Origin of the sequence: Caulobacter sp. CCUG 60055 (assembly GCF_022750545.1) — a bacterium.
Lineage (GTDB): Bacteria > Pseudomonadota > Alphaproteobacteria > Caulobacterales > Caulobacteraceae > PUIC01.
Genome location: NZ_PUIC01000007.1, coordinates 67,955 through 87,395 on the forward strand (window position 1 = coordinate 67,955; position 19,441 = coordinate 87,395).

Annotated in this window: 15 protein-coding genes; 5 read left to right on the top strand and 10 right to left on the bottom strand. The window is 70.6% G+C overall.

What is annotated here, in order from left to right; genetic code table 11:
* Positions 1–8: 8 nt before the first annotated feature.
* On the bottom strand, positions 9–1,049 hold the full coding sequence (locus C5708_RS11775) for a FecR domain-containing protein (RefSeq protein WP_242921302.1): 1,041 nt from the start codon (positions 1,047–1,049) through the stop codon (positions 9–11).
* Positions 1,003–1,578: a sigma-70 family RNA polymerase sigma factor gene (locus tag C5708_RS11780; protein WP_242921304.1), complete on the bottom strand. Its 576-nt coding sequence runs from the start codon at positions 1,576–1,578 to the stop codon at positions 1,003–1,005. The genes C5708_RS11775 and C5708_RS11780 overlap by 47 nt, the downstream gene beginning before the upstream one ends.
* A gap of 284 nt (positions 1,579–1,862) precedes the next feature.
* Between C5708_RS11780 and C5708_RS11785 the strand changes: the two genes are divergently transcribed.
* The gene (locus C5708_RS11785) at positions 1,863–4,433 is read left to right on the top strand and encodes a TonB-dependent receptor (RefSeq protein ID WP_242921306.1); all 2,571 of its coding nucleotides are present in this window, start codon (positions 1,863–1,865) and stop codon (positions 4,431–4,433) included.
* Positions 4,434–4,558: 125 nt separating this feature from the next.
* Positions 4,559–6,892, top strand: coding sequence for a TonB-dependent receptor (locus C5708_RS11790; RefSeq protein ID WP_242921308.1), 2,334 nt, complete (start codon positions 4,559–4,561; stop codon positions 6,890–6,892).
* A 66-nt stretch (positions 6,893–6,958) separates the two neighbouring features.
* Here C5708_RS11790 and C5708_RS11795 read toward each other — a convergent pair whose 3' ends face one another.
* On the bottom strand, positions 6,959–7,615 hold the full coding sequence (locus C5708_RS11795) for a phosphatase PAP2 family protein (RefSeq protein WP_242921310.1): 657 nt from the start codon (positions 7,613–7,615) through the stop codon (positions 6,959–6,961).
* A gap of 195 nt (positions 7,616–7,810) precedes the next feature.
* On the opposite strand from C5708_RS11795, the gene C5708_RS11800 reads away from it, so the two are divergent.
* Positions 7,811–8,059, top strand: coding sequence for a hypothetical protein (locus C5708_RS11800; protein WP_242921312.1), 249 nt, complete (start codon positions 7,811–7,813; stop codon positions 8,057–8,059).
* Between the two features lie 155 nt (positions 8,060–8,214).
* On the opposite strand, the gene C5708_RS11805 is transcribed toward C5708_RS11800, so the two are convergent.
* Both C5708_RS11805 and C5708_RS11810 read right to left on the bottom strand, forming a co-directional pair.
* A complete protein-coding gene (locus C5708_RS11805) occupies positions 8,215–8,433 on the bottom strand; it encodes a hypothetical protein (RefSeq protein WP_242921314.1) in 219 nt (72 codons plus the stop codon).
* Between the two features lie 24 nt (positions 8,434–8,457).
* Positions 8,458–9,468, bottom strand: coding sequence for a S1 family peptidase (locus C5708_RS11810; protein ID WP_242921316.1), 1,011 nt, complete (start codon positions 9,466–9,468; stop codon positions 8,458–8,460).
* A gap of 218 nt (positions 9,469–9,686) precedes the next feature.
* Between C5708_RS11810 and C5708_RS11815 the strand changes: the two genes are divergently transcribed.
* The gene (locus C5708_RS11815; RefSeq protein ID WP_242921323.1) at positions 9,687–10,886 is read left to right on the top strand and encodes a hypothetical protein; all 1,200 of its coding nucleotides are present in this window, start codon (positions 9,687–9,689) and stop codon (positions 10,884–10,886) included.
* A gap of 34 nt (positions 10,887–10,920) precedes the next feature.
* Here the strand turns inward: C5708_RS11815 and C5708_RS11820 are convergent, their stop codons facing one another.
* Entirely contained in the window at positions 10,921–11,385 is a 465-nt protein-coding gene (locus tag C5708_RS11820) for a hypothetical protein (protein WP_242921337.1), read from the bottom strand.
* A 334-nt stretch (positions 11,386–11,719) separates the two neighbouring features.
* On the opposite strand from C5708_RS11820, the gene C5708_RS11825 reads away from it, so the two are divergent.
* Positions 11,720–12,241: an Lrp/AsnC family transcriptional regulator gene (locus tag C5708_RS11825; RefSeq protein WP_242921339.1), complete on the top strand. Its 522-nt coding sequence runs from the start codon at positions 11,720–11,722 to the stop codon at positions 12,239–12,241.
* Here the strand turns inward: C5708_RS11825 and C5708_RS11830 are convergent, their stop codons facing one another.
* The 4 genes from C5708_RS11830 to C5708_RS11845 are packed head-to-tail and all read right to left on the bottom strand — an operon-like array spanning position 12,242 to position 19,163.
* Positions 12,242–13,423, bottom strand: coding sequence for a cystathionine gamma-synthase family protein (locus C5708_RS11830; RefSeq protein WP_242921341.1), 1,182 nt, complete (start codon positions 13,421–13,423; stop codon positions 12,242–12,244).
* Between the two features lie 48 nt (positions 13,424–13,471).
* Positions 13,472–15,412: a serine hydrolase domain-containing protein gene (locus tag C5708_RS11835; RefSeq protein WP_242921343.1), complete on the bottom strand. Its 1,941-nt coding sequence runs from the start codon at positions 15,410–15,412 to the stop codon at positions 13,472–13,474.
* Positions 15,409–16,953: a hypothetical protein gene (locus C5708_RS11840; RefSeq protein ID WP_242921345.1), complete on the bottom strand. Its 1,545-nt coding sequence runs from the start codon at positions 16,951–16,953 to the stop codon at positions 15,409–15,411. Before C5708_RS11840 ends, C5708_RS11835 begins: the two co-directional genes overlap by 4 nt.
* A 14-nt stretch (positions 16,954–16,967) precedes the next feature.
* Positions 16,968–19,163: a TonB-dependent receptor gene (locus C5708_RS11845; RefSeq protein WP_242921347.1), complete on the bottom strand. Its 2,196-nt coding sequence runs from the start codon at positions 19,161–19,163 to the stop codon at positions 16,968–16,970.
* Positions 19,164–19,441: the final 278 nt, after the last annotated feature.

Here is a 19,441-nt window from a genome sequence, read left to right on the forward strand (position 1 = left end):
GCTGCGGATCAGGGGCGGACGAGGTCGACCGACTGGTCGTCGGAGGCGCTGATGCGGGCCAGGCCGTAGGACTGCAGCGCGCGGGCGAAGGCGTCCACCTGGCCGGTCTTGAACACGCCGCTGACCGGCGTGGCGTTGAGCGCGGGGTCGGCCAGGCGCAGCTTGCGCGTGGAGAAGCGGTTCATCTCGGCGGCCACCGTCGCCAGCGGTTCGCCGTCGAACACCAGCTGGCCCTGCAGCCAGCTCGATTCCTTGGCCGCATCGATCTGGGCGATGCGCCAGTCGGCGCCGCGATGGGCGACGAGTTGCGATCCGGCGTCCATCTCCACGGTCTGGCTGGCGCCGCTGCGGGCGTTGGGGCCGGCCACGCGGATGCGGCCCTCGACCAGGGTCACCGACAGGCGCGAGGGGTCGAGGCGGACGTCGAAGGCCGTGCCCACGGCGGTGACCTGGGTGTCGTCGGCGGTGACGATGAACGGGCGCTCGGGGTCCTTGGCGACCTTGAAGAAGGCCTGGCCGCGCACCAGGGTCAGGCGACGCTCGCCGGTCCAGCGGCCGACATGGACGGCCGAGTCGGTGTTGAGCGTGACCACCGACCCGTCGGCGAGGCGGAACGAGGCCTGCTGGCCGACGGCGGTGGTGAAGGTGGGGCTGGCGGTGTCGGCCTCGTCGCGTTCGCCGCCGCGCCGGGAACGCCACAGATAGGCGCCGCCGAACAGCCCGGCGCCGATGACCGCCGCCGCGCTGGAGGCGGCCGCCAGGGCGAAGCCGCGCCGGTCGACGCCGCCGCGCCGCGCCGCGCCCGCGGCCAGGGCCTGCCGGCGCATGGCCTCGATGCTGGGGTCGTTCTCGATGCGGTCGAGCGAGGACCAGGTTCCGCCGACCCGCGCCCAGGCGTCGGCGTGGACCTCCGACCGCTGGAGCCAGGCGTCGAACGCGGCTCGTTCGCCGGCCGTGACGTCGTCGGCCTGCAACCGCGCGAACCACGCGGCGGCGGCGACGTCAGGGGCGTCGAGTCGTTCGATGTCCTTCGGCGTAGTCGGCTTCATCCTGTTCCCGCAGACGCTGCTCCAAGCAGCGAAGCGCCTTCATCACATGCTTCTCTACGGCGCTTACCGAAATGCCGAAATGCCTCGCGACGAGCTTGTAGCTCATCTCCTCGAACCGGACGAGAACGAAAACCTGACGGGTCCGTTCCGGCAATTCATTCAGCGCCGCGATGGCCATGGCCATCTGCTCTCGTGCCTGTAAGACGCGCTCGGGAGACAATTCATCAACGGGGTGATGAATTTCCGTCAGCTCGCAGTGATCGGACCGGCGGCGGGTCCTGTCGCGGCGTCCGCGATCGACCAGCACGTTGGCGGCGACCTCGAACAGATAGCCCTCGACATTGCGCACCACCGGGGCCGGGCGGCGCTTCTGGATGCGGAGCAGGACCTCCTGGACCAGGTCCTCGACGTCCGACGACGGCGCGCGCCGCGAGAAGAACGCGCGGAGGGCGGGCATGTAGCTCGAACCGATTTCGCTCAGCGGACTGTCGCCGTCCGCGGGCGCGGATGCGTTTCCCCAACGCCCCATGGCCTTCCCCTCATTAATTTTATCTGGACCATGACAACCCCGTTTCCACGAAGTCAATACGAGCGTCGCGTGTCGCCGGGGTGAAACGCCACCCATAGTGACTTGCCTAATCGTCAGGCGCCGACGATCTTGCGCGGCGAAAATCACAAGAAGCGTCAACGCTTCGGGAAAGCGTCGTCACTATGTCGGCGCAGCGTGATGGAGCGCAGGCGCGCTTCGAGGGGGATCTAGTCGTCGTGCAGGCCTTGCAGCGCCGATACGCGTCGACGCGGCGTCAAGGCGTCGTGATCGGCCGGCCGTCGCCGGTCCGGCTGGCCGCCTGCCTGGCGCTGGTTCTCGGGCTCGGCCTGGCCTCCGGGCGCGCCTTCGCCGCCGGCCCGGCGGTGCGGTTCGACATCGCCGCCCAACCGCTCGGCGCGGCGCTCAACCAGCTCGCCGTGCAGAGCAACCGCCAGATCCTGTTCTCGCCCAGCCTGACCGCCGGCCGGCGCAGCGGCGGGCTGCACGGCGTCTATTCGCCCGAGGAGGCGTTGACGCGGCTGCTGCGCGACGCCGAACTGGCCTATCGGGTCGACGGCCAGAGCTTCTTCATCCAGCCGGCCCCGGCCGCCGTCCAGCCCCGCGGCCGCCTGGAGATCGCCGCCGCCGGCCCGGCGACAGCGGCCGCCGCCGCCAGGCCGCTGGAGCCCTCGGACATCGACGGGGTGGTGGTGACCGCCCTCAAGCGCCCGACCCTGGCCCAGGACACCCCGATCAGCCTGACCGTGGTCAGCGGCGAGACCCTGCGCCAGCTCGGCGTGGTCGACCTGGAGCAGGCCGCGCCCCTGCTGTCGGGCCTCAAGCTGATGAGCAGCGCCTTCGGCCGCCGCCTGACCCTGCGGGGCGTCTATGGCGCCGGCGAGGCGACCACCGGCCTCTATTACGACGAGACCCCGGTGACCGGGCCGGTCGGCACCACCGCCGATCCCGGCGTGATGACCCCCGAACTGCTGTTCGTCGACGTCGACCGCCTGGAGCTGCTGCGCGGCCCGCAGGGAACGCTCTACGGCGCCGGCGCCATGGGCGGGGCGTTGCGGGTGCTGTTCAACAAGCCCGACCCCTCCCGTTTCCAGGCCTCGGCGACCGGCGCGTTCGCGGCCTCCGGTCAGGGCGGTTCGGCGACGGGCGCCGTCGGCGTGGTCAACGCCCCGATCGTCCGCGACCGGCTCGCCGTGCGGGCGGTGGTCTACGACTACGGCGAACCCGGCTCGATCGACAACGTCTCGCTGGGGATCAAGGACGTCGACGCCTCGCGCATCCGCGGCCTGCGGGCGGGCGTGCTGTGGAACATCACCGACCGGGCGTCCCTCAACCTTTCCGGCGCCACGCAGTCGACGCGCCTGGACGACATCTCGGCCTGGCATGTCGAGGCCGGGCCCTGGCGGACCCTGCACGACGCCCGCGCCGCCTTCAGCGGCCGGATCGACATGGCCAGCGGCGTCTTTCGCTGGCGTTCGGACCGGGTCTCGGTCACCGCCACCTCGTCCTATTACCGCTGGGACCTGACGCGGCGGTCGGACTACAGCGGCATCCTGCGCGGCGAGATGCTGCGGCCGACCGGCTGCGAGCGGTACATGAACCTGACCGGCGTCGCCTGCACCGCCGACCAGAAGGCGGCCTATGTCGCCTATGTCGGCACGGTCTATCCGGCCCTGCTGAACCAGCCCATCGCGCTGTCGTCCTGGATCAACGAGGTGCGGGCCAATTCCGAGGGCGGCGGCCGCTTCGACTGGACCGTCGGTCTCTACAACGAGGAGCGGCGCGACCGCATCGACAGCCAGGTCGTGCACGCCGACCCCGCCACGGGGCGGCCGGTGGCCGCCACCGACTTCATCGGCCGGCGCGACATCAACAACTTCCTGAGCCAGAGCGCGGTGTTCGGCGAGGCGTCCTATCATCCCGCCCCCGGCGCGACCCTGACGCTGGGCGCCCGCCAGTTCAACTACCGCAAGCGCGACCGCGGCTCGGTGCAGGTGCCCAACGTCATCTCGGGCACCATGGCCGACTACGACATCGACGTCTCGAAGGAGGAGGAGGGCTGGAGCCTGAAGGCGCTGGCCAGCCAGCAGCTGCGGCGCGACGTGCTGGTCTATGTCCAGGCCTCGCAGGGGTTCCGGCCGGGCGGGGCCAACATCGTGCCCGGCCTGCCGGCGGCCCTGGCCTCCTATCGGGCCGACAGCCTGTGGAACTACGAGGCCGGCCTGAAATCCCAGTGGCTGGAGCGGCGGCTGACCCTCAACGCCGCCGTCTACCAGATCGACTGGTCCGACATGCAGTACAGCGCCCAGACCGCCAACCGGGCCTTCTCGTTCCAGACCAATATCGGCTCGACGCGCATCCGCGGGGCCGAGGCCGAGCTGGTGGCGCGCCCGGCCGCCGGCTGGGAGGGCGGCCTCAGCGCGACCGTCACCGACGCCCGCCTGACCGCCGACCAGTTGACGGAGCTGGCCGTAGGGCAGGGGCGCAAGGGCGACCGGCTGCCGGTGGTGCCGCGCTACACCGCCTCGGCCTACCTCCAGCATCAGCGCTATCTGACGGCGGACCTGCGCGGCGTGGCCCGGCTGGACGTCGCCTACGCCGGTCCGGCGCGCTCCTCGTTCAACGCCGGCGTCTCCGACTATCTCAAGATCGGGGACTATGCGGTGTTCAACGCCTCGCTGGGCCTGCGCTCGCGGGCCTGGCAGGCCGACCTGTCGGTCGACAACCTGTTCAACCGGGCCGGGCGGGCCCAGGCGCAGCGCAACGCCAACGGGCCGATCGAGGTGTTTGGCCCAAATCCGCGCACCCTTCGCCTAACCCTTGGGCGCTATTTCTGAATTTGAACTGGAACGCGCGTTTGGATGACGCCGCTCGTTCGTCCGGATGAGGGGCGCGGTCGCGCCTGCGTCTCCCTGTTCAGGCCCCGCGTGAAAGCGAGGGTCAATGAGAGGGGAGACTCAAGTTGCCATATCACCACCGCATGAAGGCGCTCGCCTTCGGCGCCTCGGCGCTCGCCATCCTGGCCGCCGGCCAGGCCTGGGCGCAGGAGGCCGCGCCGTCGGCCGGCAAGGCGCCGGCCAGACCCGATCCGGGCGCCGTCGAGGAAGTGGTGGTCACCGCGCTGAAGCGTTCGACCACCGTCCAGACCACGCCGATCAGCATCAGCGCCGTCACCGAGAAGTCGCTGACCAATCTCGGGGCGTCGAGCATCCAGGACTATTTCCGCACCGTTCCCAACCTGCAGGTCACCGGCAGCTCGCCGACCTCGCGGCGGATCACCCTGCGCGGCGTCCAGGCCGCGGGCGAGGCCACGGTCGGCCTTTACTATGACGAAACCCCGCTGACCGGGCCGGCCGGCACCACCGCCGACGCCAGCTCGACCAGCCCCGACATCAACCTGTACGATGTCGAGCGCGTCGAGGTGCTGCGCGGCCCGCAGGGCACGCTGTACGGCTCGGGCTCGATGGGCGGCACCCTGCGGGTGATCTTCAACAAGCCCAACAGCCACCGCTACGAAGGTTCGGCCGAGGGGCAGTACACCGCGCTGGACGGCGGCAAGCCCGGCTACTCGGTCAAGGGCATGGTCAACCTGCCGCTGGTCGAGGACAAGCTGGCCGCGCGGGCGGTGCTCTACAAGACCGAGCAGGGCGGCTATGTCGACGACGTCCTGCTGAACAAGAAGGACATCAACAGCCTGCACGCCTATGGCGGACGGCTGATGGTCGGCTTCACCCCGACCGACAACCTGACCATCACCGGCGAGGCGCTCTACCAGAAGACCGAGCTGGACGGTCAGAGCACCTGGTATCCGGCGGTGGGCAAGTACCAGACCAACGCCCGGGTGATCGCGCCGACCAGCGACACCCTGACGCTCTACAACGTCACGGCCAAGTGGAAGCTCGACTTCGCGACGCTGACGGCGACCAGTTCTTACTACAAATGGAACCTGCTGCGGAACGCCGACTACTCGCCGACCCTGTCGGCCAACCGCGCCAACGCCACCTCGTGCCGGAACTACTTCGCTGGCGGCGCGCCGGCGATCGGCGCGCCCGCCAACCCCGCCTGCACCGCCGCCCAGATGGCGCAGTACACGGCCTATGCCGACAGCCGCACGCCGGGCGCGCTGTACCAGCCGATGGGCGTGACCTCGTGGAACCATGAGCTGCGCGCCAACGGCTCGCTGTTCTCGGAGAAGGTCGACTGGACCCTGGGCGTCTATTACGAGGACCGCTCGGACTTCATCGAAAGCCAGGTGGCCCGCGCCGACCCGGCGACCGGCCAGGTCATCCAGCCGCTGGACCTCACCGCCTGGCGCCACGTCGCCACCGACGTCAAGCAGACGGCCTTCTTCGGCGAGGTCGCCTACAAGCCGATCGACAAGCTGACGCTGACCGTCGGCCTGCGCCGGTTCAACTACGACAAGACCGTTTCCGGACAGGTGCTGATCAGCAACTTCATCACCCAGTCCTACAAGGGCGATCCCCAGACGGTCGACGCCAGCGCCGAGGGCTGGGTCAGCAAGTTCAACGCCAGCTACCAGATCAATTCCGACGTCATGGTCTACGCCCTGGCGGCCAAGGGCTTCCGCCCCGGCGGCGCCAACAACGTGCCGGGCCTGGCCACGACGCTGCTGGCCTATGAGCCCGACAGCCTGTGGAACTACGAGGCCGGCGTGAAGAGCCAGTGGCTCGACCGTCGCCTGACCCTGAACGCCTCGGTCTACCAGATCGACTGGGACAACCTGCAGGTCTCGGCCACCAGCGCCAACGGCGCCTTCAGCTTCCTGACCAACGCCGGCAAGGCCCGCATCCGCGGGATCGAGATCGAGGGCGTGCTGCGGCCGATCCGGGGGCTGACCCTGTCCACCGGCTGGGGCTTCGTCAACGCCGAGCTGACCCAGGACCAGACCAACTCGAACATCCTGATCACCGGCTCGACCGGCCTGGCCGGCGACGAGTTCCCCAACGTGCCCAAGGTCAGCGGCTCGGCCAGCGCCGAATACACCTGGCCGATCACCGGCTCGCTGAACGGCCTGGCGCGGATCGACTACAGCTACGCCGGCAAGTCGGCCTCGCAGTTCCGTCCCACCTACGTCTACTATGAAACGCAAGGCGACTTCTCGAACGTCAACCTGCGCGGCGGCGTCGAGGGCGAGGACTGGGGCGCGTTCCTGTTCGTCAACAACGTCTTCAACGAGGTCGGGCTGGCGACGGTGACCTCGTCGCTGAACAACAAGCGTTCGGTCACCAGCCTGAGCCCCCGCACGGTGGGCGTGACGCTGCGCAAGCGCTTCTAGGCCTTCCCACCGGCCTTCCGGGCCTTTCGGCGGCGCGCCCCGATTCGTCGGGGCGCGCTTTCGCGTTCAACGGCGGGCGAAGCTGTCCAGGGCGATCCACGCCGCCAGGGCCCAGGCCGCGCCCAGGGTCCAGCCGGCCAGCACGTCGGTGGGCCAGTGGACGCCGAGATAGACCCGGCTGACGCCGACCAGCAGCACCACCGCCCCGGCCGCGGCGAAGGCGAGCAGCTTGGTCGCCGCCCGGGTCTCCAGGCTGGAGATCACCATGGCCAGGGTCAGGTAGGCCGCGGCGGAGACCGTGGAATGACCGCTGGGGAAGCTTTGCGAATAGACGATCGACCCGTGCGGCACGAGATCGGGACGGGCCCGGTCGTAGAACGACTTCAGGAGCTCGGTCGAGACCTGGGCCAGGAGCACGGCGGCGGCGAACACCGCCGCCTGCAGACGCTTGCGGTGCAGGACCAGGGCCGTCACCCCCACCGCCACCAGCAGGGTGACGACGGTGAAGCCGCCCAGGGCGGTGAGGTCGCGCATCGCCTCCTCGAACCAGCGCGGCCCGATCGGGTCCGCGGGATGGCCCGGCGTGCGCAGGGCCAGGAGCAGCCGGCGGTCGAGCGCGGCGGTTTCGCCCTCGCCGACCTCTCCGGCCAGCTTGACGAACGCCCAGGCCGCGGCGGCGACCGACATCCAGGCCAGAAGGGCGCGGGTTTCGACGGCTTTCAAGCGTCTCCAGAGCATTCGGCCATCACCTCCCAAGGCGTGCGGCGGCTCGAATCCTGTCGAGCGGGGCGGGGGAAGGGCGTCGAATACAGTCTTCGCGCGCGTAGATCGCTATTTTTCTCTCCCTGTCCTCGGATTTGGCGCTAACCTCCCTGCGTCGAGAGGCCTCCATGTCGGGGCCCAGATGGAGGACAACGGATGAAACCTGTTTCGTTCGCCCTGGCGGCCGTCGCCGCCTTGGCCCTTACCGCCGGTACGGCGGCGGCGCAGATGCAGCCCATTCCCAATCCGCCGGAAAAGCCCCACGCGGCTTCCCACGCCCATAAGAAGGGGCACAAGGGCCACCACAAGGGCCACCATCACAAGGGCCACAAGGGCCACAAGGGAATGAAGGGCGCGGCCAAGCCGGCCGAGGCCGCTCCGGCCCCGGCCCCGGCGCCGAAGTAGGACGCCTACGGCTCGAGGGGGGCGGGCGGCGCAGGCCGTCGTCCGCGCTCCCGGCCGCCCGCAGCTTCATGCGCGTGGGGCCGCCGGGGTTCGCCCTATCCGCCCGAGGTTATGCGGGGCTCGCCGAATCAGGGCGAGGCGGGGCCGTCGAGACCTCAGCGGGCCCTGACCCGCCCGGTTCTTTCATAGATGACGGGAACGCCCTCGATCTGCCTGGGCAGGCCCGCCGCCTCGCCGTCGAGCAGATTGACCTTGACCGCGTAGGCGCCGTTGAGCTGCGCCAAGCCCACGCCCGTCACCGTCCTGGTGCGGGAGACCATTTCGCGGGCCAGCGTCTTCACCCGCCGCGCCGCCTCTAGGGATGCGTCAGCCATGGTGAAAATATAGGCGCGCGCCCTTCAAACATCCAGCGACAAGTCCAGGGCCGCCAGAATCGGTCCCAGGTCGCTGACGTAGCTTAGGCCGCGTCCGTTGCTTCCACCCTGGTCGGTGCCGGCGAACAGCAGCCCGACCGCGAAGCCCCCGGCGTCGAGGACCAGGGCCCCGCTGTCGCCGCCCTGGCTGAACGGCTGGTCGCCGTCGCCCTCGATCTCGGTCTGCCGGTCGAACGTCAGGCTGCCCATCTCGTAATCGACCACCACGTCGTCGACCTCGATCGCCGACACCCGCCCGCGCGTCAGGCCGGTGGTGCGGCCGAGCTTGAACACCGGCTCGCCGATCTCGAACGTGGTCTGGCGCGCGCCCTTGAGCGCCGGGGCCGGCGCGCCGGTGAGCGTGAGCGGGTCGAAGGGGACGCCGTCGTCGAGGGCGGCGACGGCGGCGTCGAAATGGTTCGCGCCGGCGGTCTTCAGCGGCGTGAAGTCCAGCAGGGTTCCGATGGAGTCGCCGGCCCGGCGGCCGCCGTCGAGGACGCCCGCCTGCAGGACGGCGTCGCCCGGCCGTCCCTGGTTCTCGTTAGCCAGGACGTGGTTGTTGGACAGCAGCACGCGCTTGCCGGACTTGCGGTGGGTCGGGAAGGCCCCGGTCGAGCCGGCGGTGACGCCGAAATGCCCGACGCTGGCGCCGATCAGCAGAGGGCGCTGGCGCGAGGCGTGCCACGGGGCCTGTTGCTTGGCGGCCCGACCGATGTAGCGGAACTCGGCCTCGCCCTCGGCCAGCTTGTGCAGGCGCTCGTAGAGTTCGCCGCTGTTGAGCAGCAGGCCGCCCTGCACGCGCACCGCCAGGCGGTAGTCGAACGGACCGCCGTGGCCCGAGACGCCGAGGGCGACGCCGGCCACCGCGCCGGTGTTGCGGTGGATCGAGGCGGCGGGCGCCGAGAAGGCGCGCACGCGGGCCGCTTCATCCAGAGCCGGGGCGACCAGGGTCTCCAGGGCCTGTTGCTTCAGTGCACGGACGGATTCAATTTCCACGTGCGTCTTCCCGCTATCTGTGGTTGATGATAGCCAGGGTTCCGGCATAGTCCAGCGCGTCCCGGGGGGAACGTCGGCATGGTTCAGCGCCGTCGGCCGTCGCGCCGAACGAAGGCCGCATCGCGCGGGGAGGGGGCTTTCGTCGTGCGTCCCGCAGTCATTTCGCGATCGCGGTCCTCGCGGTCGGCCTGACCTCGATCGCCAACGGAGAACTCGCCATGTCGCAGGACGCCGCGACGCCGACCGACCCCGTCATCCTCGCGGCCGAGCAGGACGCGGCCCGGGAAAACGCCAAGAAGGCCGCCGCCGAGGCCAAGACCGCCGCCATCGGCGCGCAGAACGCCTCGCTGCAGGCCCAGTTGGGAACGTTCCCGGACTCCGGCAATTCGGGGAAGGTCGACGTCAAGACCGACGGCGGCAAAGCCGAGGCCGCGCTGCTGGCCGGCCGGGCGACCAACATCGCCGCCGCCCAGATTGTCGAGGCGGTCAAGGACAAGGCCGCCGGCCGCTCGGTCCACGTCTACGCCGGCGCCGACCGGCCGACGACCGACCGCTGGACCGGCTTCGACCTTCGCCAGCGCGTGCTCGCTTCGGCCCTGGCTCCCAAGGCCGACGACCTGGACCGCCGCGCCCAGGCCGCCTTGGCCGAGATCAAGCTGGGCGCGACGCCGCACGCCAAGGCCGAGGCCGCGCCCCTGGCCGCCGTCGCCCTGGGCGCGGCCACCCTCACCAAAATCCTCGGACTGTTCCAGACCGACTACGAGGTCGGCGGCGTGGCCGTGGAGCACGACGACGCGCAACTGGCCCTGGCGGTGGCCGGAGCCTTGCGCGCCGCCGGTCCGGCGCCGACGGCGGTCTATCTGGCCGGCCGGTCGACGGGAACGGCCGACCCGGACATCTTCGATCTGATCAAGCCGTTGGCCGAACAGGGCGCCCACGCCCAGGCGCGCATCGCCTACCTGCAGGAGCGGGCCAAGGCGGTGCGGGCCGACGTCAAGGCCAAGGACCCCAAGCTGATCGAGGCGGCCGGCGCCTGCGACCAGGCCGTCGCCGCCTGGCAGGCCGTGGCCGGCGGCTACGACGCCCTCTTGACCGGACTGACCACGCCGGACGCCGGCGGCGCTCTGCCGGCGGCCAGGGTGGCGGCCGAGAAGCGGCTGGCCGACGCCTTGGGCGGCACGGACCTCGTGCTGTTCGTCAAGGCCGACGCCAGCGTCGGCGGCTACTATGTCAGGAAAAACATCCTGTCGGTGTTCGGCGGCGAGCCGTTCTACGTCGCCGCCGGCGTCGTGGCCTCGTACGTCCTGGTCGCTGGGCGGCAGGGCGACGTGCTGGCGGCCGGCGTCACGCCGGTGCATGGCGGTTACGTTCAGGCGTCCAAGGCGGCCGAGATCGTCAATGCGGCCAGGCCGCGTTGAAAACGCCCGGGGGCCGCCGCGATCGGGGTGGCCCCTAGGGGACGATCACGATGGCCGGCGTGATGGTCAGCGTCGCCGACAGCTTGCAGTTCGGCGGCAGCATCACGGCGTTGATGGACACGGCGCCGGCCGGGCCGATCGACACCGGGACGTCGCCGGGGCCGCACGTTCCCACGGGGGTGGTTATGGTCACGGCCCGGATCACGCCCAACGACGCTCCCGGTCCGGCCGTGAACGTCCACGGCAGGTTGGTTGAGACGATCATGCCGCAGGTCGGCGTGCCGGAGGTGAAGGTCGAACCCGTCACGTGGCCGACGCCGGCGGCGTCGACGATCCCCGACAGCGTCCAGTTGCACTGGAAGTTCACCAGCTGGTTGACGACCACCTTGCCCTTCATCGTCCAGGTGATGTTCGTCGGGCTGAAGCTGTCGGCCTTGGCCGGGGACGACAGGGCCGCGACCATCGCGAGGGCGGCGGCCGCGCAGGCGCACAGGTTCATGACGGTCCTTTCGGGAACGGCGTCGCGGGAATGCGCCGCGTGTCAATGCTCACCCGGTTAGACGGCCGGGCGCCCCGGGCGGGGGGATGCAAGGCCGGCGGACCGTTCCCCATGGCGCGCGCTGTCGCCGAATTTTCGCATAAGGGCCGTGGTTCATTCACAAATTCCGCAATCGATGGCGCTTCATTGCGGTTTTTCGGCGGTTACGGGCCGCTAGCGTATTCGCCGTGAAAGGGTCGATCAGACGAGCCGGCGTTCAACCACAGCCCCGCCAGGCGTGGCGTGATGCGAAGAGTTCGCCATCGGTCCGTGTGACCCGATGTAAGGCCCGCCGATGACCGACGCGTTAGATCCTCGCCCGAAGACCGACCGGATCGACCACAAGATCCTGGCGGCGCTGCAGCGGGACGGCCGCATCACCAACACCCGGATGAGCGAGCAGGTGGGCCTGTCGGCCACCCGTTGCTGGGAGCGGGTCAAGCGCCTGGAGCGGACCGGCGTCATCCGCGGCTATCACGCCGACATCGACCTGCGGCGGCTGGCCAAGCTGTCGCTCTACCAGGCCCATGTCCGGCTCTCGAACACCGCCCCCGCCAAGGCGCAGATGTTCGAACGCTGCGTCAGGAACGAGGACGCCGTTCTGTCGGGACACGCGACCCTGGGCAACTACGACTACGTCCTGATGGTCGCCGCGCCGGACACCGAGTCCTTCCAGTCGGTGATGGACCGCATACTGCTGCAATGCGGCGTCGACTTCGAGTTCGTCACCTCCTCCATCTACAAGACCGTGAAGGCTTCCAACTCTTCGCCGATCGCCGTCCTTCTCGCCGCCGGGCAAGACGATCCCGACCGGTGATCAGGCGCCGGCCAGGGCCTGGTCGAGGTCCTGGATCAGGTCTTCGGCCGCCTCGACGCCGCAGGAATAGCGGATCAGGGCCTCGGGAATGCCCAGCCGCGCCCGCTGTTCCGGCGTGCATTCGACGTGGCTGGTGGCGGCCGGCGGCCCGGCCAGGGTGTTGACCGAGCCCAGGCTGGCCGCCCGGTGCGCCAGCTTCAGGCGGCCGAGCACGCGCTTGGCCGCGTCGAAGTCGCCCTTGACGGCGAAGCTCAGCACGCCGCCGAACCCGCGCATCTGCCGGGCCGCCACGTCGTGGTTGGGGTGCTGGGCCAGGCCGGGATAGCAGACCGTCTCGACGCGGGGATGGCGGCTCAGCCAGGAGGCCACGGCGAGGGCGGTCTCGCTCTGGCGGCGCACCCGCAGGTCCAGGGTCTTCAGGCCGCGCAGCAGCAGATAGGCTGAGAAGGCGTCGAGGCTGGCCCCGGTGATCTCGCGATAGTGGAACACCTGGCGGATCAGGTCGGCCCGGCCGGCCAGCACCCCGCCCATGGCGTCGTCGTGGCCGCCCAGGAACTTGGTGGCGCTGTGGACCACCAGGTCGGCGCCGAGCGCCAGCGGCTGCTGGTTGATCGGGGTGGCGAAGGTGTTGTCGACGACGGTGATCGCGCCGACCGCCCTGGCCGCCGCCGCCGCCCGCGCCAGATCGACGACTTTCAAGGTGGGATTGGTCGGGGTCTCCAGATAGACCAGACGGCATCCCTCGCCGATCGCCGCGTCCAGCGCGTCGAGGTCGTCCGTCCTGACCAGCTCGACCTCGACGCCCATGCGCGGCAGGATCTCGAGGAAGATCTTGCTGGTCCCGCCATAGCTGTCGGTGATCGACACCACGCGGTCGCCGGTGTTCAGCAGCGCGAACAGGGTGTTGGAGATCGCCGCCATGCCGGTGGCGAAGCTGGTCGCGGCCTGCGCGCCTTCCAGCAGGCGCACCTTCTCCTCGAACACGGCGACTGTGGGGTTGGTGTTGCGGCTGTAGATGTGGCCGGGGCCCTCGCCCAGGGCGGCGGCCAGCCAGCTGTCGACGTCGGGATAGCTGAACGTGGCGCTGTGCACGATCGGCGTCTGGGCCGCGCCCGCCGCCACCGGCCGTTCTTCGCCGGCCCAGACGGCGATGGTCTCTGGGCGTCGATCCTTCAGTTCCATGGGATTGGCCTTCATTGTCTTGAGGGGGCGGGCGGGGGCGGTCGGCGGTCAGCCGAAGCGCCAGCCCATCAGGTTCCATTGCTGGAAGAACAGCGCGACGCCGGCGCCGGCCGCCAGCACCAGGATCAGATAGGTCCGGCGGCCGGCGCCGAACGTGGCGCGCCGCCAGGCCGTCGCGGTGACGATCGCCGCCGCCGCCGTGACCACGGCCAGGGCCGGCGGCAGCAGCAGGGCGCCTTTGAGGACCGTCGGGATGGTCTGCTCCAGATGGTCGGCGCTCGCCGCCAGGGCGACGCCGACGGCGAGTATGGCGGCGAGGCCGAGGCCCGACACCGCCCGCGACAGGGCGAGGACGGCCCGCTCGCCCTTGGCCAGCGCCCGCAGGCGCGCGCGATGGGCGTAGGCGTCGATCGGGGCGCTCAGCAGGACCAGGGCCGAGGCGGCCAGCACCAGCCACCAAAGGCCGACGTTTTCGTTCCATGGGGTGCGCTCGGCGACCCAGTAGGGGGCGGCGCTGGTGGCGAAGAAGGTCGCCTTCCCGCCGCGCGCGCCCTTGAAGACGATCTGGCGATCGCCGTCGACCTGCTGGAACAGGCCCTCGCCCAGCGGGGCGTAGAGTTCGAGAACCGGGCCCAGCCCCTTGACCAGCAGCCGGTCCGGGCCCGTCCGCGTCACCTCGTACTGGGAGAAGACGTCGAGGAACTTGTCGATCTTGGTCGTGCTGCGCCGGCTGGAGCGATAGGCCCCGGGATAGGCGTCCATCTGCGCGACGGCCTCGCGCGGGGCGGGCGGAATCGGCGGCGGGGCGGCGGGATAGAAGCGGTCGAAGAAGCTCTTGATGAAGCGGCGGTGGATGGCCGAGTCGCTTCCCGCATAGGAGATGAACACGCCCAGACGTTGGTCGGGCGCCAGCATCAGGCTGGTGAGGAAGGCGTCCGTCGCCCCGCCGTGGCCGACCAGGCGCACGCCGTTGATGCGGCTCTCGTAGAAGCCGAGCGCCATGCCCGGCAGGCGCGGGTCGGTCTGAAACGCGGTTCTGCGCATCAGCCGCGCGGTCTCGGGCTTGAGGATGCGGGCGCCGTCGAGCTCGCCGTCCTGCAGGCAGGCGAGCATGAAGCGGGTCATGTCCAGGCCGGACGCGGCGACCGACCCGGCCGGCCGGAAGCCGGCGATGGTCTCGATCGGCTTGGGCGTCAGCAAGCCGTCCTCGCGGACGTAGGGCAGGGTCTGGAGGGCGGCCAGCCGGGGCGGCAGGGGCTCCTCGAAGGTGGTGTTCCGCATGCCCAGCGGATCGAAGATGTTGCGGCGGACATAGTCGTCGAACGGCGCCCCGCTGACCTGCTCGACGATCAGCCCGGCCAGCGCCGCGCCGTAGTTGGAATAGGCCGGGATCGTGGCCGGCGGCCGGACGCGCCGCGGCATGTGGGCGGCCATGGCGTGGGCGATCGACCTGTCCGGGTGCGGATCGAATGTGGACAGGTATCCCGCCGCGCCGTCCTCGAAGCCGGCGGTGTGGGTCATCAGGGCGCGCAGCGTGACCGGCCGCCCGAAGGCCTGCGGGATGCGGACGCCCTTCAGATAGGTGTTCACGTCGGCGTCGAGATCCACCTGGCCGCGCTCGACCAGCTGCATCACCGCGGTCCAGGTGAACAGCTTTGAGGTCGAGCCGATGCGGAACAGGCTGGCGGCCGGATCGACGGGCCTGTGCGCGGCCCGGTCGGCCTCGCCATAGCCGCGGGCGAACACGACGCGGCCGTCGCGGACCACGGCCACCACCGCGTTCTGCAGGTCGTTGTCGCGCATGTAGGCCGACATCAGGCCGTCGATGAACGCCGCTATCTCGCCGTCGGCGGAGGCGGAGGCGGCGGGGCCGGGCGCGGAGGCTGGGGCCGCAGGCGGCTGCGTCGGGGCGGCGGCCCCGGGCGGCGGAGCCAGCGCGACCAGGCCGGCGCAGCCCAGGCCGGCGATCAGCGATCTCAAACGCGTCATGGCGTCTTCCCGAGGTCTGAGGGCGGCGCGCTTTCGGCCATGCCGCCGACGGCGAACTTCACGTCCGGCCAGGGCGGCCGGGCCTGGTCCAGCAGCGGCGCGGGGCGGCCGCGCAGGTGGCGGTCGAAGAAGGCCAGCACGTAGCCGTCGACGATCGCCTGCATCCGGGCCGGGCTCGCCGCGCCGCTCAGCCCGATGGTCTTGAGCAACGGCGAGAGCCTCGGCAGGTCGGTGAAGTCGTAGTGCTCGGCGTCCGTGACCTTGACCCAGTAGCTGCGCTGATGGTCGCGGGCGAGGAACTGGCGATGCACGCTCAGGCGGCCGTTGTTGAAATAGAGGAACGGCGCCTTCTGGCCGGGCAGCTCGCTCAGGACCGCGCGGTAGCCGTCCAGATTGACGCCGGCGCGGCAACGCGGGTCGCCGACGCAGGTGACCTGGGCGGTCTGGCCGCCCATGGACATGCCCATCACCCCCAGCCGCGACAGGTCGAGCCGGCCGGCGAAGGGGCTGGGCAGGGCGCCCGCCTGCATGCGTTCGATCTCGTCGATGACGAACCGCTGGTCCTGCGACCACTGGTCGTTCCAGAACCGGGTCGAGGCCGTCTCCTCGGGCTGGAGCCGCACAAGGGCCCGGCCCAGGGCGTCGAGCGCCTTGGGGTCCTCGCTCTGCATCTCGGCGACAGCCCGGGCCTCGAAGTCCTTGGGATAGGGGCGCTCGGGATAGTCGTAGGCCTCGCCCATGAAGCCGGCGACGCGGCCGTCGGGGAACACCGTCGCGGCCCCGTCATAGCTGTGCTCGATCGAGACCACGACATAGCCATGGCTGGCCAGGGCCTCGCACAGCACGGTGTTCTGCACTCCGGCGCTGCCCAGGCCGTGCGAGAAGACGATGACCGGAAAGGCCTCCCGGCCGCGGGCCAGCGGGGCGGCGGCCACGGTGTGGGTGTGGATCTGGCCCAGATGGGTGACCATCCAGCCCAGCGGCCAGCCGTGGCGGTTCATCTCGTCGCGCAGGCGGTCGACGTGCTGGAACACCGGCTGGACGGGCCCCGTCGCGCCCGCGTCGGCCGGGTACCAGACCTGGATCATCAGCTCGCGATGGTCGAGCGGGTTGGCGGTGTGGACCTCGGGGCGCTTGAGGTCTTCGAGCTTGAGGCGGGTCCCGCCGACGCCGAACGGACCGTCCGGCGCGGGCAGGTCGAACATCGGAAACAGGCACGAAGCGGCGGTCGACAGGACGAGCAGCGAGGCGAGGCCGGCCCCGCCGACCCAGCGCAGGATCCCGCGCCGACGAAGGACGTCGCGCGGGCCGCGAAGGCGGGAGCCGGCCAGCAGGGCGGCGAGCGCCAGCCAGGCCAGATAGGCCGGGGTCATCTGCCAGCGCGGCCCCAGGGTCAGGACGGAGGCCGCGAGCGCCAGGCCGGCGGCGGCGAGCCCGCCCGCCGCCCAGGCGCGCCAGCGGCCCGGACGCAGGGCGACCACGGCCAGGGTCGCCGCCAGCAGCGCCGTCAGGGCCCAATCAAGCGGCGGCGTTCCCAGCATGGCCGCGCGCCGCCCTAGAACGCCGCTTCGAGCGATACGCCCACGGTGCGGGGCTTGAGGCGGTATCTCTGCGAGCCGTCCGTCGAGGTGACCATGACGCGCTGGTCGTTGAACAGGTTGTCGCTGAACAGCGTCGCCTTCCACGGCCCGCGCGTGACGCCGATCCGCAGATTGACCAGGGCGTAGGACGGCAGGACCGTCGCGGCGGCGTTGCTGAAGTCGGCATAGGCGCGGCTCTGGTACTGATGGTCGGCGCGGACGAACAGCGCCAGGCCGTCGCGCAGCGGGCGCTGGTATTCGATGCTGTTGGAGAGGGTGAAATCCCGCGCGCCCGGCAGGTGGTCGCCCTTGAGGATGTTGGTGCCGGGCACGGTCTCGTCCGACCGGGCCTGGCTCAGCGAGATCGCCGAGGACAGCGTCAGGCCCTGGGTCGGCCGGAAGACCGCCTCCAGCTCGGCGCCGACCGAATGGGCCGCGCCGCCGTTGTCCTGATAGCCGATGTTGTTGAGGCCGGTGCGCTCGATCTGGATGTCCGACCAGTCGATGTAGTAGAGCGCGCCGTTCAGGGTGAGCCGGCCGTCGAGCCAGGCGGTCTTGGCGCCCAGCTCGTAGTTCCACAGGGAATCGGGGCGATAGCTGTGCGGGACGGCCGGGTCGATGGCGTTGGGGATGTTGGTCCCGCCGATGCGGTAGCCCTGGGCCGCAGAGACGTAGAGCATCACGTCCCGGCCGGGCTTGTAGGACAGCACGAACTTGGGCGTGACCTTGCTCTCGTCGCTCTTCAGGGGGCCGGTCGCGATGTTGTCGCCGCCGGCCAGCGGCCCCGACTGGACGTCCGAATAGGTCGAGGCGTCCCGGAACCAGCGCAGCCCGACGGTGGCCTGCAGCCGCGGCGTGATCTGGTATGAGCCCTCGCCGTAAAGGGCCGCCTCGGTGTCGCGCAGATGAATCTCGGTGGCCTGGAGCAGGTCGCTGTCGAGGCCCAGCAGGTCCGCCGCCCCCGGCACGTTCAGCCGTGTGAAGGCGGTGCGCTTGCGTTCGAAATAGAAGGCGCCGACCACCCAGCTGAACCGGCCCGCGCCCTGCGAGCTCAGGCGAAGCTCCTGGGCGAAGCCGTCGCCGTGATCCGGCCCGCCGATCTGCACCGGCAGGCCGGAAAAGCCCATGTCCGAGCCCTGCTGGAGATTGGTCGATTTCCGCGAGACGGTGGTGGACGACATCAGGCTGGCCCAGCCCAGGTCGTAGTCGGCCTTGAGGTTGTAGGTCTGCAGCTGGGTCTTCAGGAAATTGGGCTGGTGGTTGTCGCGCACCCACCGGCCGTCGACCTGGGTGTCCAGGGCCGCCGACTCGTCGGCGTCGCCCTTCTGGAAGATGGCCGTGGCGGTGGCGGTGAGCCGGTCGGTGACCGCCAGCTTGGCGGAGATACGGCCGCCGTAGGACGTGTCGCCATTGACGTTCGAGCGGCCGGTTCCGAGGTTGTCCACATAGCCGCCGACGTCTCGATAATAGCCCACGGCGCGCACGGCGAGCCGGTCGGCGATCAGCGGCGCGTTGACCATGCCCTTGACGGTCCCGCTGGCCGCCCCGCCCTCGGTCAGCCAGTAGTCGCCGAGGACGCGGCCCTCGAGGCGGTTCAGGTCCGGCCCGTTGGTGAGCACGCGGATGGCCCCGCCCAGGGCGCCCGACCCGAACAGGGTGCCTTGCGGGCCGCGCAGGATCTCCACCCGCTTGACGTCGAACAGGCTGAGGTCGGCGATCGAGCGGGCGCCCCGGGAATCGTCGGTGGGCAGCTCGTCGACATAGAGCGCCACCGGCGCCTGGTTGTCGCCGATGCCCAGGCCGGTGCTGACGCCGCGGATCGAGAACGAGCCCCGGCCGGGGTCGCCCTGGTTGAGAACGAGGCCGGGAACCGTCCGGGAGAAGCCCGCGAAACCGTCAGCGCCCATGGCGTCGAGCTGCCGCGCGCCGAGGGCGGTGATGGACAGCGGCGTATCCTGCAGCAGGGTCTCGCGGCGGGTGGCGGTGACGACGATCTCGTCGACCGTGTGGGTCTCGGCCCGCGCCTTGTCCTGCGCGTCGGCCTCGCCCGCCGGCGAAGGCGCCGATTGGGCCAGGGCCGGCGAGAGCGGCGCGCTGCAGGCGAGCAGCGCCGCCGCGCAGACGCCCAGCCTGGCGGCGCGGCGCACGCGCCCCGTCATGATCGGTCCCATGGTCATCCCCCCTGAGGTTTTTTGTTCGTGGGAAGAGGATGACGGGAACGCCCGGAGGATTCCGGCGAAGTGGCTGGCGGCGGGGGAACGATCTTCCGTTCTTCGCAGCTCCGGGGGAAAGATGTTCGATCAGGCGGTCGCAGCGCCGAAACGGGCGGCGGCGCGGACCGGCGGACGGGCCGGCCGGCGTCGGCCCGGGCGCGCCGCCGCCCGTTCCGAGGCGGGATGCGGCGCGATCGGGGCCGAAGATTCCTCCCTCTGGCTGGTCGCCGGCGGAA

Coding starts and splice junctions, on each gene's coding strand:
- C5708_RS11775 (WP_242921302.1), bottom strand. CDS start 1,049: ATGAAGCCGACTACGCCGAAGGACATCGAACGACTCGACGCCCCTGAC.
- C5708_RS11815 (WP_242921323.1), top strand. CDS start 9,687: ATGTCGCAGGACGCCGCGACGCCGACCGACCCCGTCATCCTCGCGGCC.
- C5708_RS11805 (WP_242921314.1), bottom strand. CDS start 8,433: ATGGCTGACGCATCCCTAGAGGCGGCGCGGCGGGTGAAGACGCTGGCC.
- C5708_RS11830 (WP_242921341.1), bottom strand. CDS start 13,423: ATGGAACTGAAGGATCGACGCCCAGAGACCATCGCCGTCTGGGCCGGC.
- C5708_RS11825 (WP_242921339.1), top strand. CDS start 11,720: ATGACCGACGCGTTAGATCCTCGCCCGAAGACCGACCGGATCGACCAC.
- C5708_RS11820 (WP_242921337.1), bottom strand. CDS start 11,385: ATGAACCTGTGCGCCTGCGCGGCCGCCGCCCTCGCGATGGTCGCGGCC.
- C5708_RS11845 (WP_242921347.1), bottom strand. CDS start 19,163: ATGGGACCGATCATGACGGGGCGCGTGCGCCGCGCCGCCAGGCTGGGC.
- C5708_RS11840 (WP_242921345.1), bottom strand. CDS start 16,953: ATGCTGGGAACGCCGCCGCTTGATTGGGCCCTGACGGCGCTGCTGGCG.
- C5708_RS11835 (WP_242921343.1), bottom strand. CDS start 15,412: ATGACGCGTTTGAGATCGCTGATCGCCGGCCTGGGCTGCGCCGGCCTG.
- C5708_RS11800 (WP_242921312.1), top strand. CDS start 7,811: ATGAAACCTGTTTCGTTCGCCCTGGCGGCCGTCGCCGCCTTGGCCCTT.
- C5708_RS11780 (WP_242921304.1), bottom strand. CDS start 1,578: ATGGGGCGTTGGGGAAACGCATCCGCGCCCGCGGACGGCGACAGTCCG.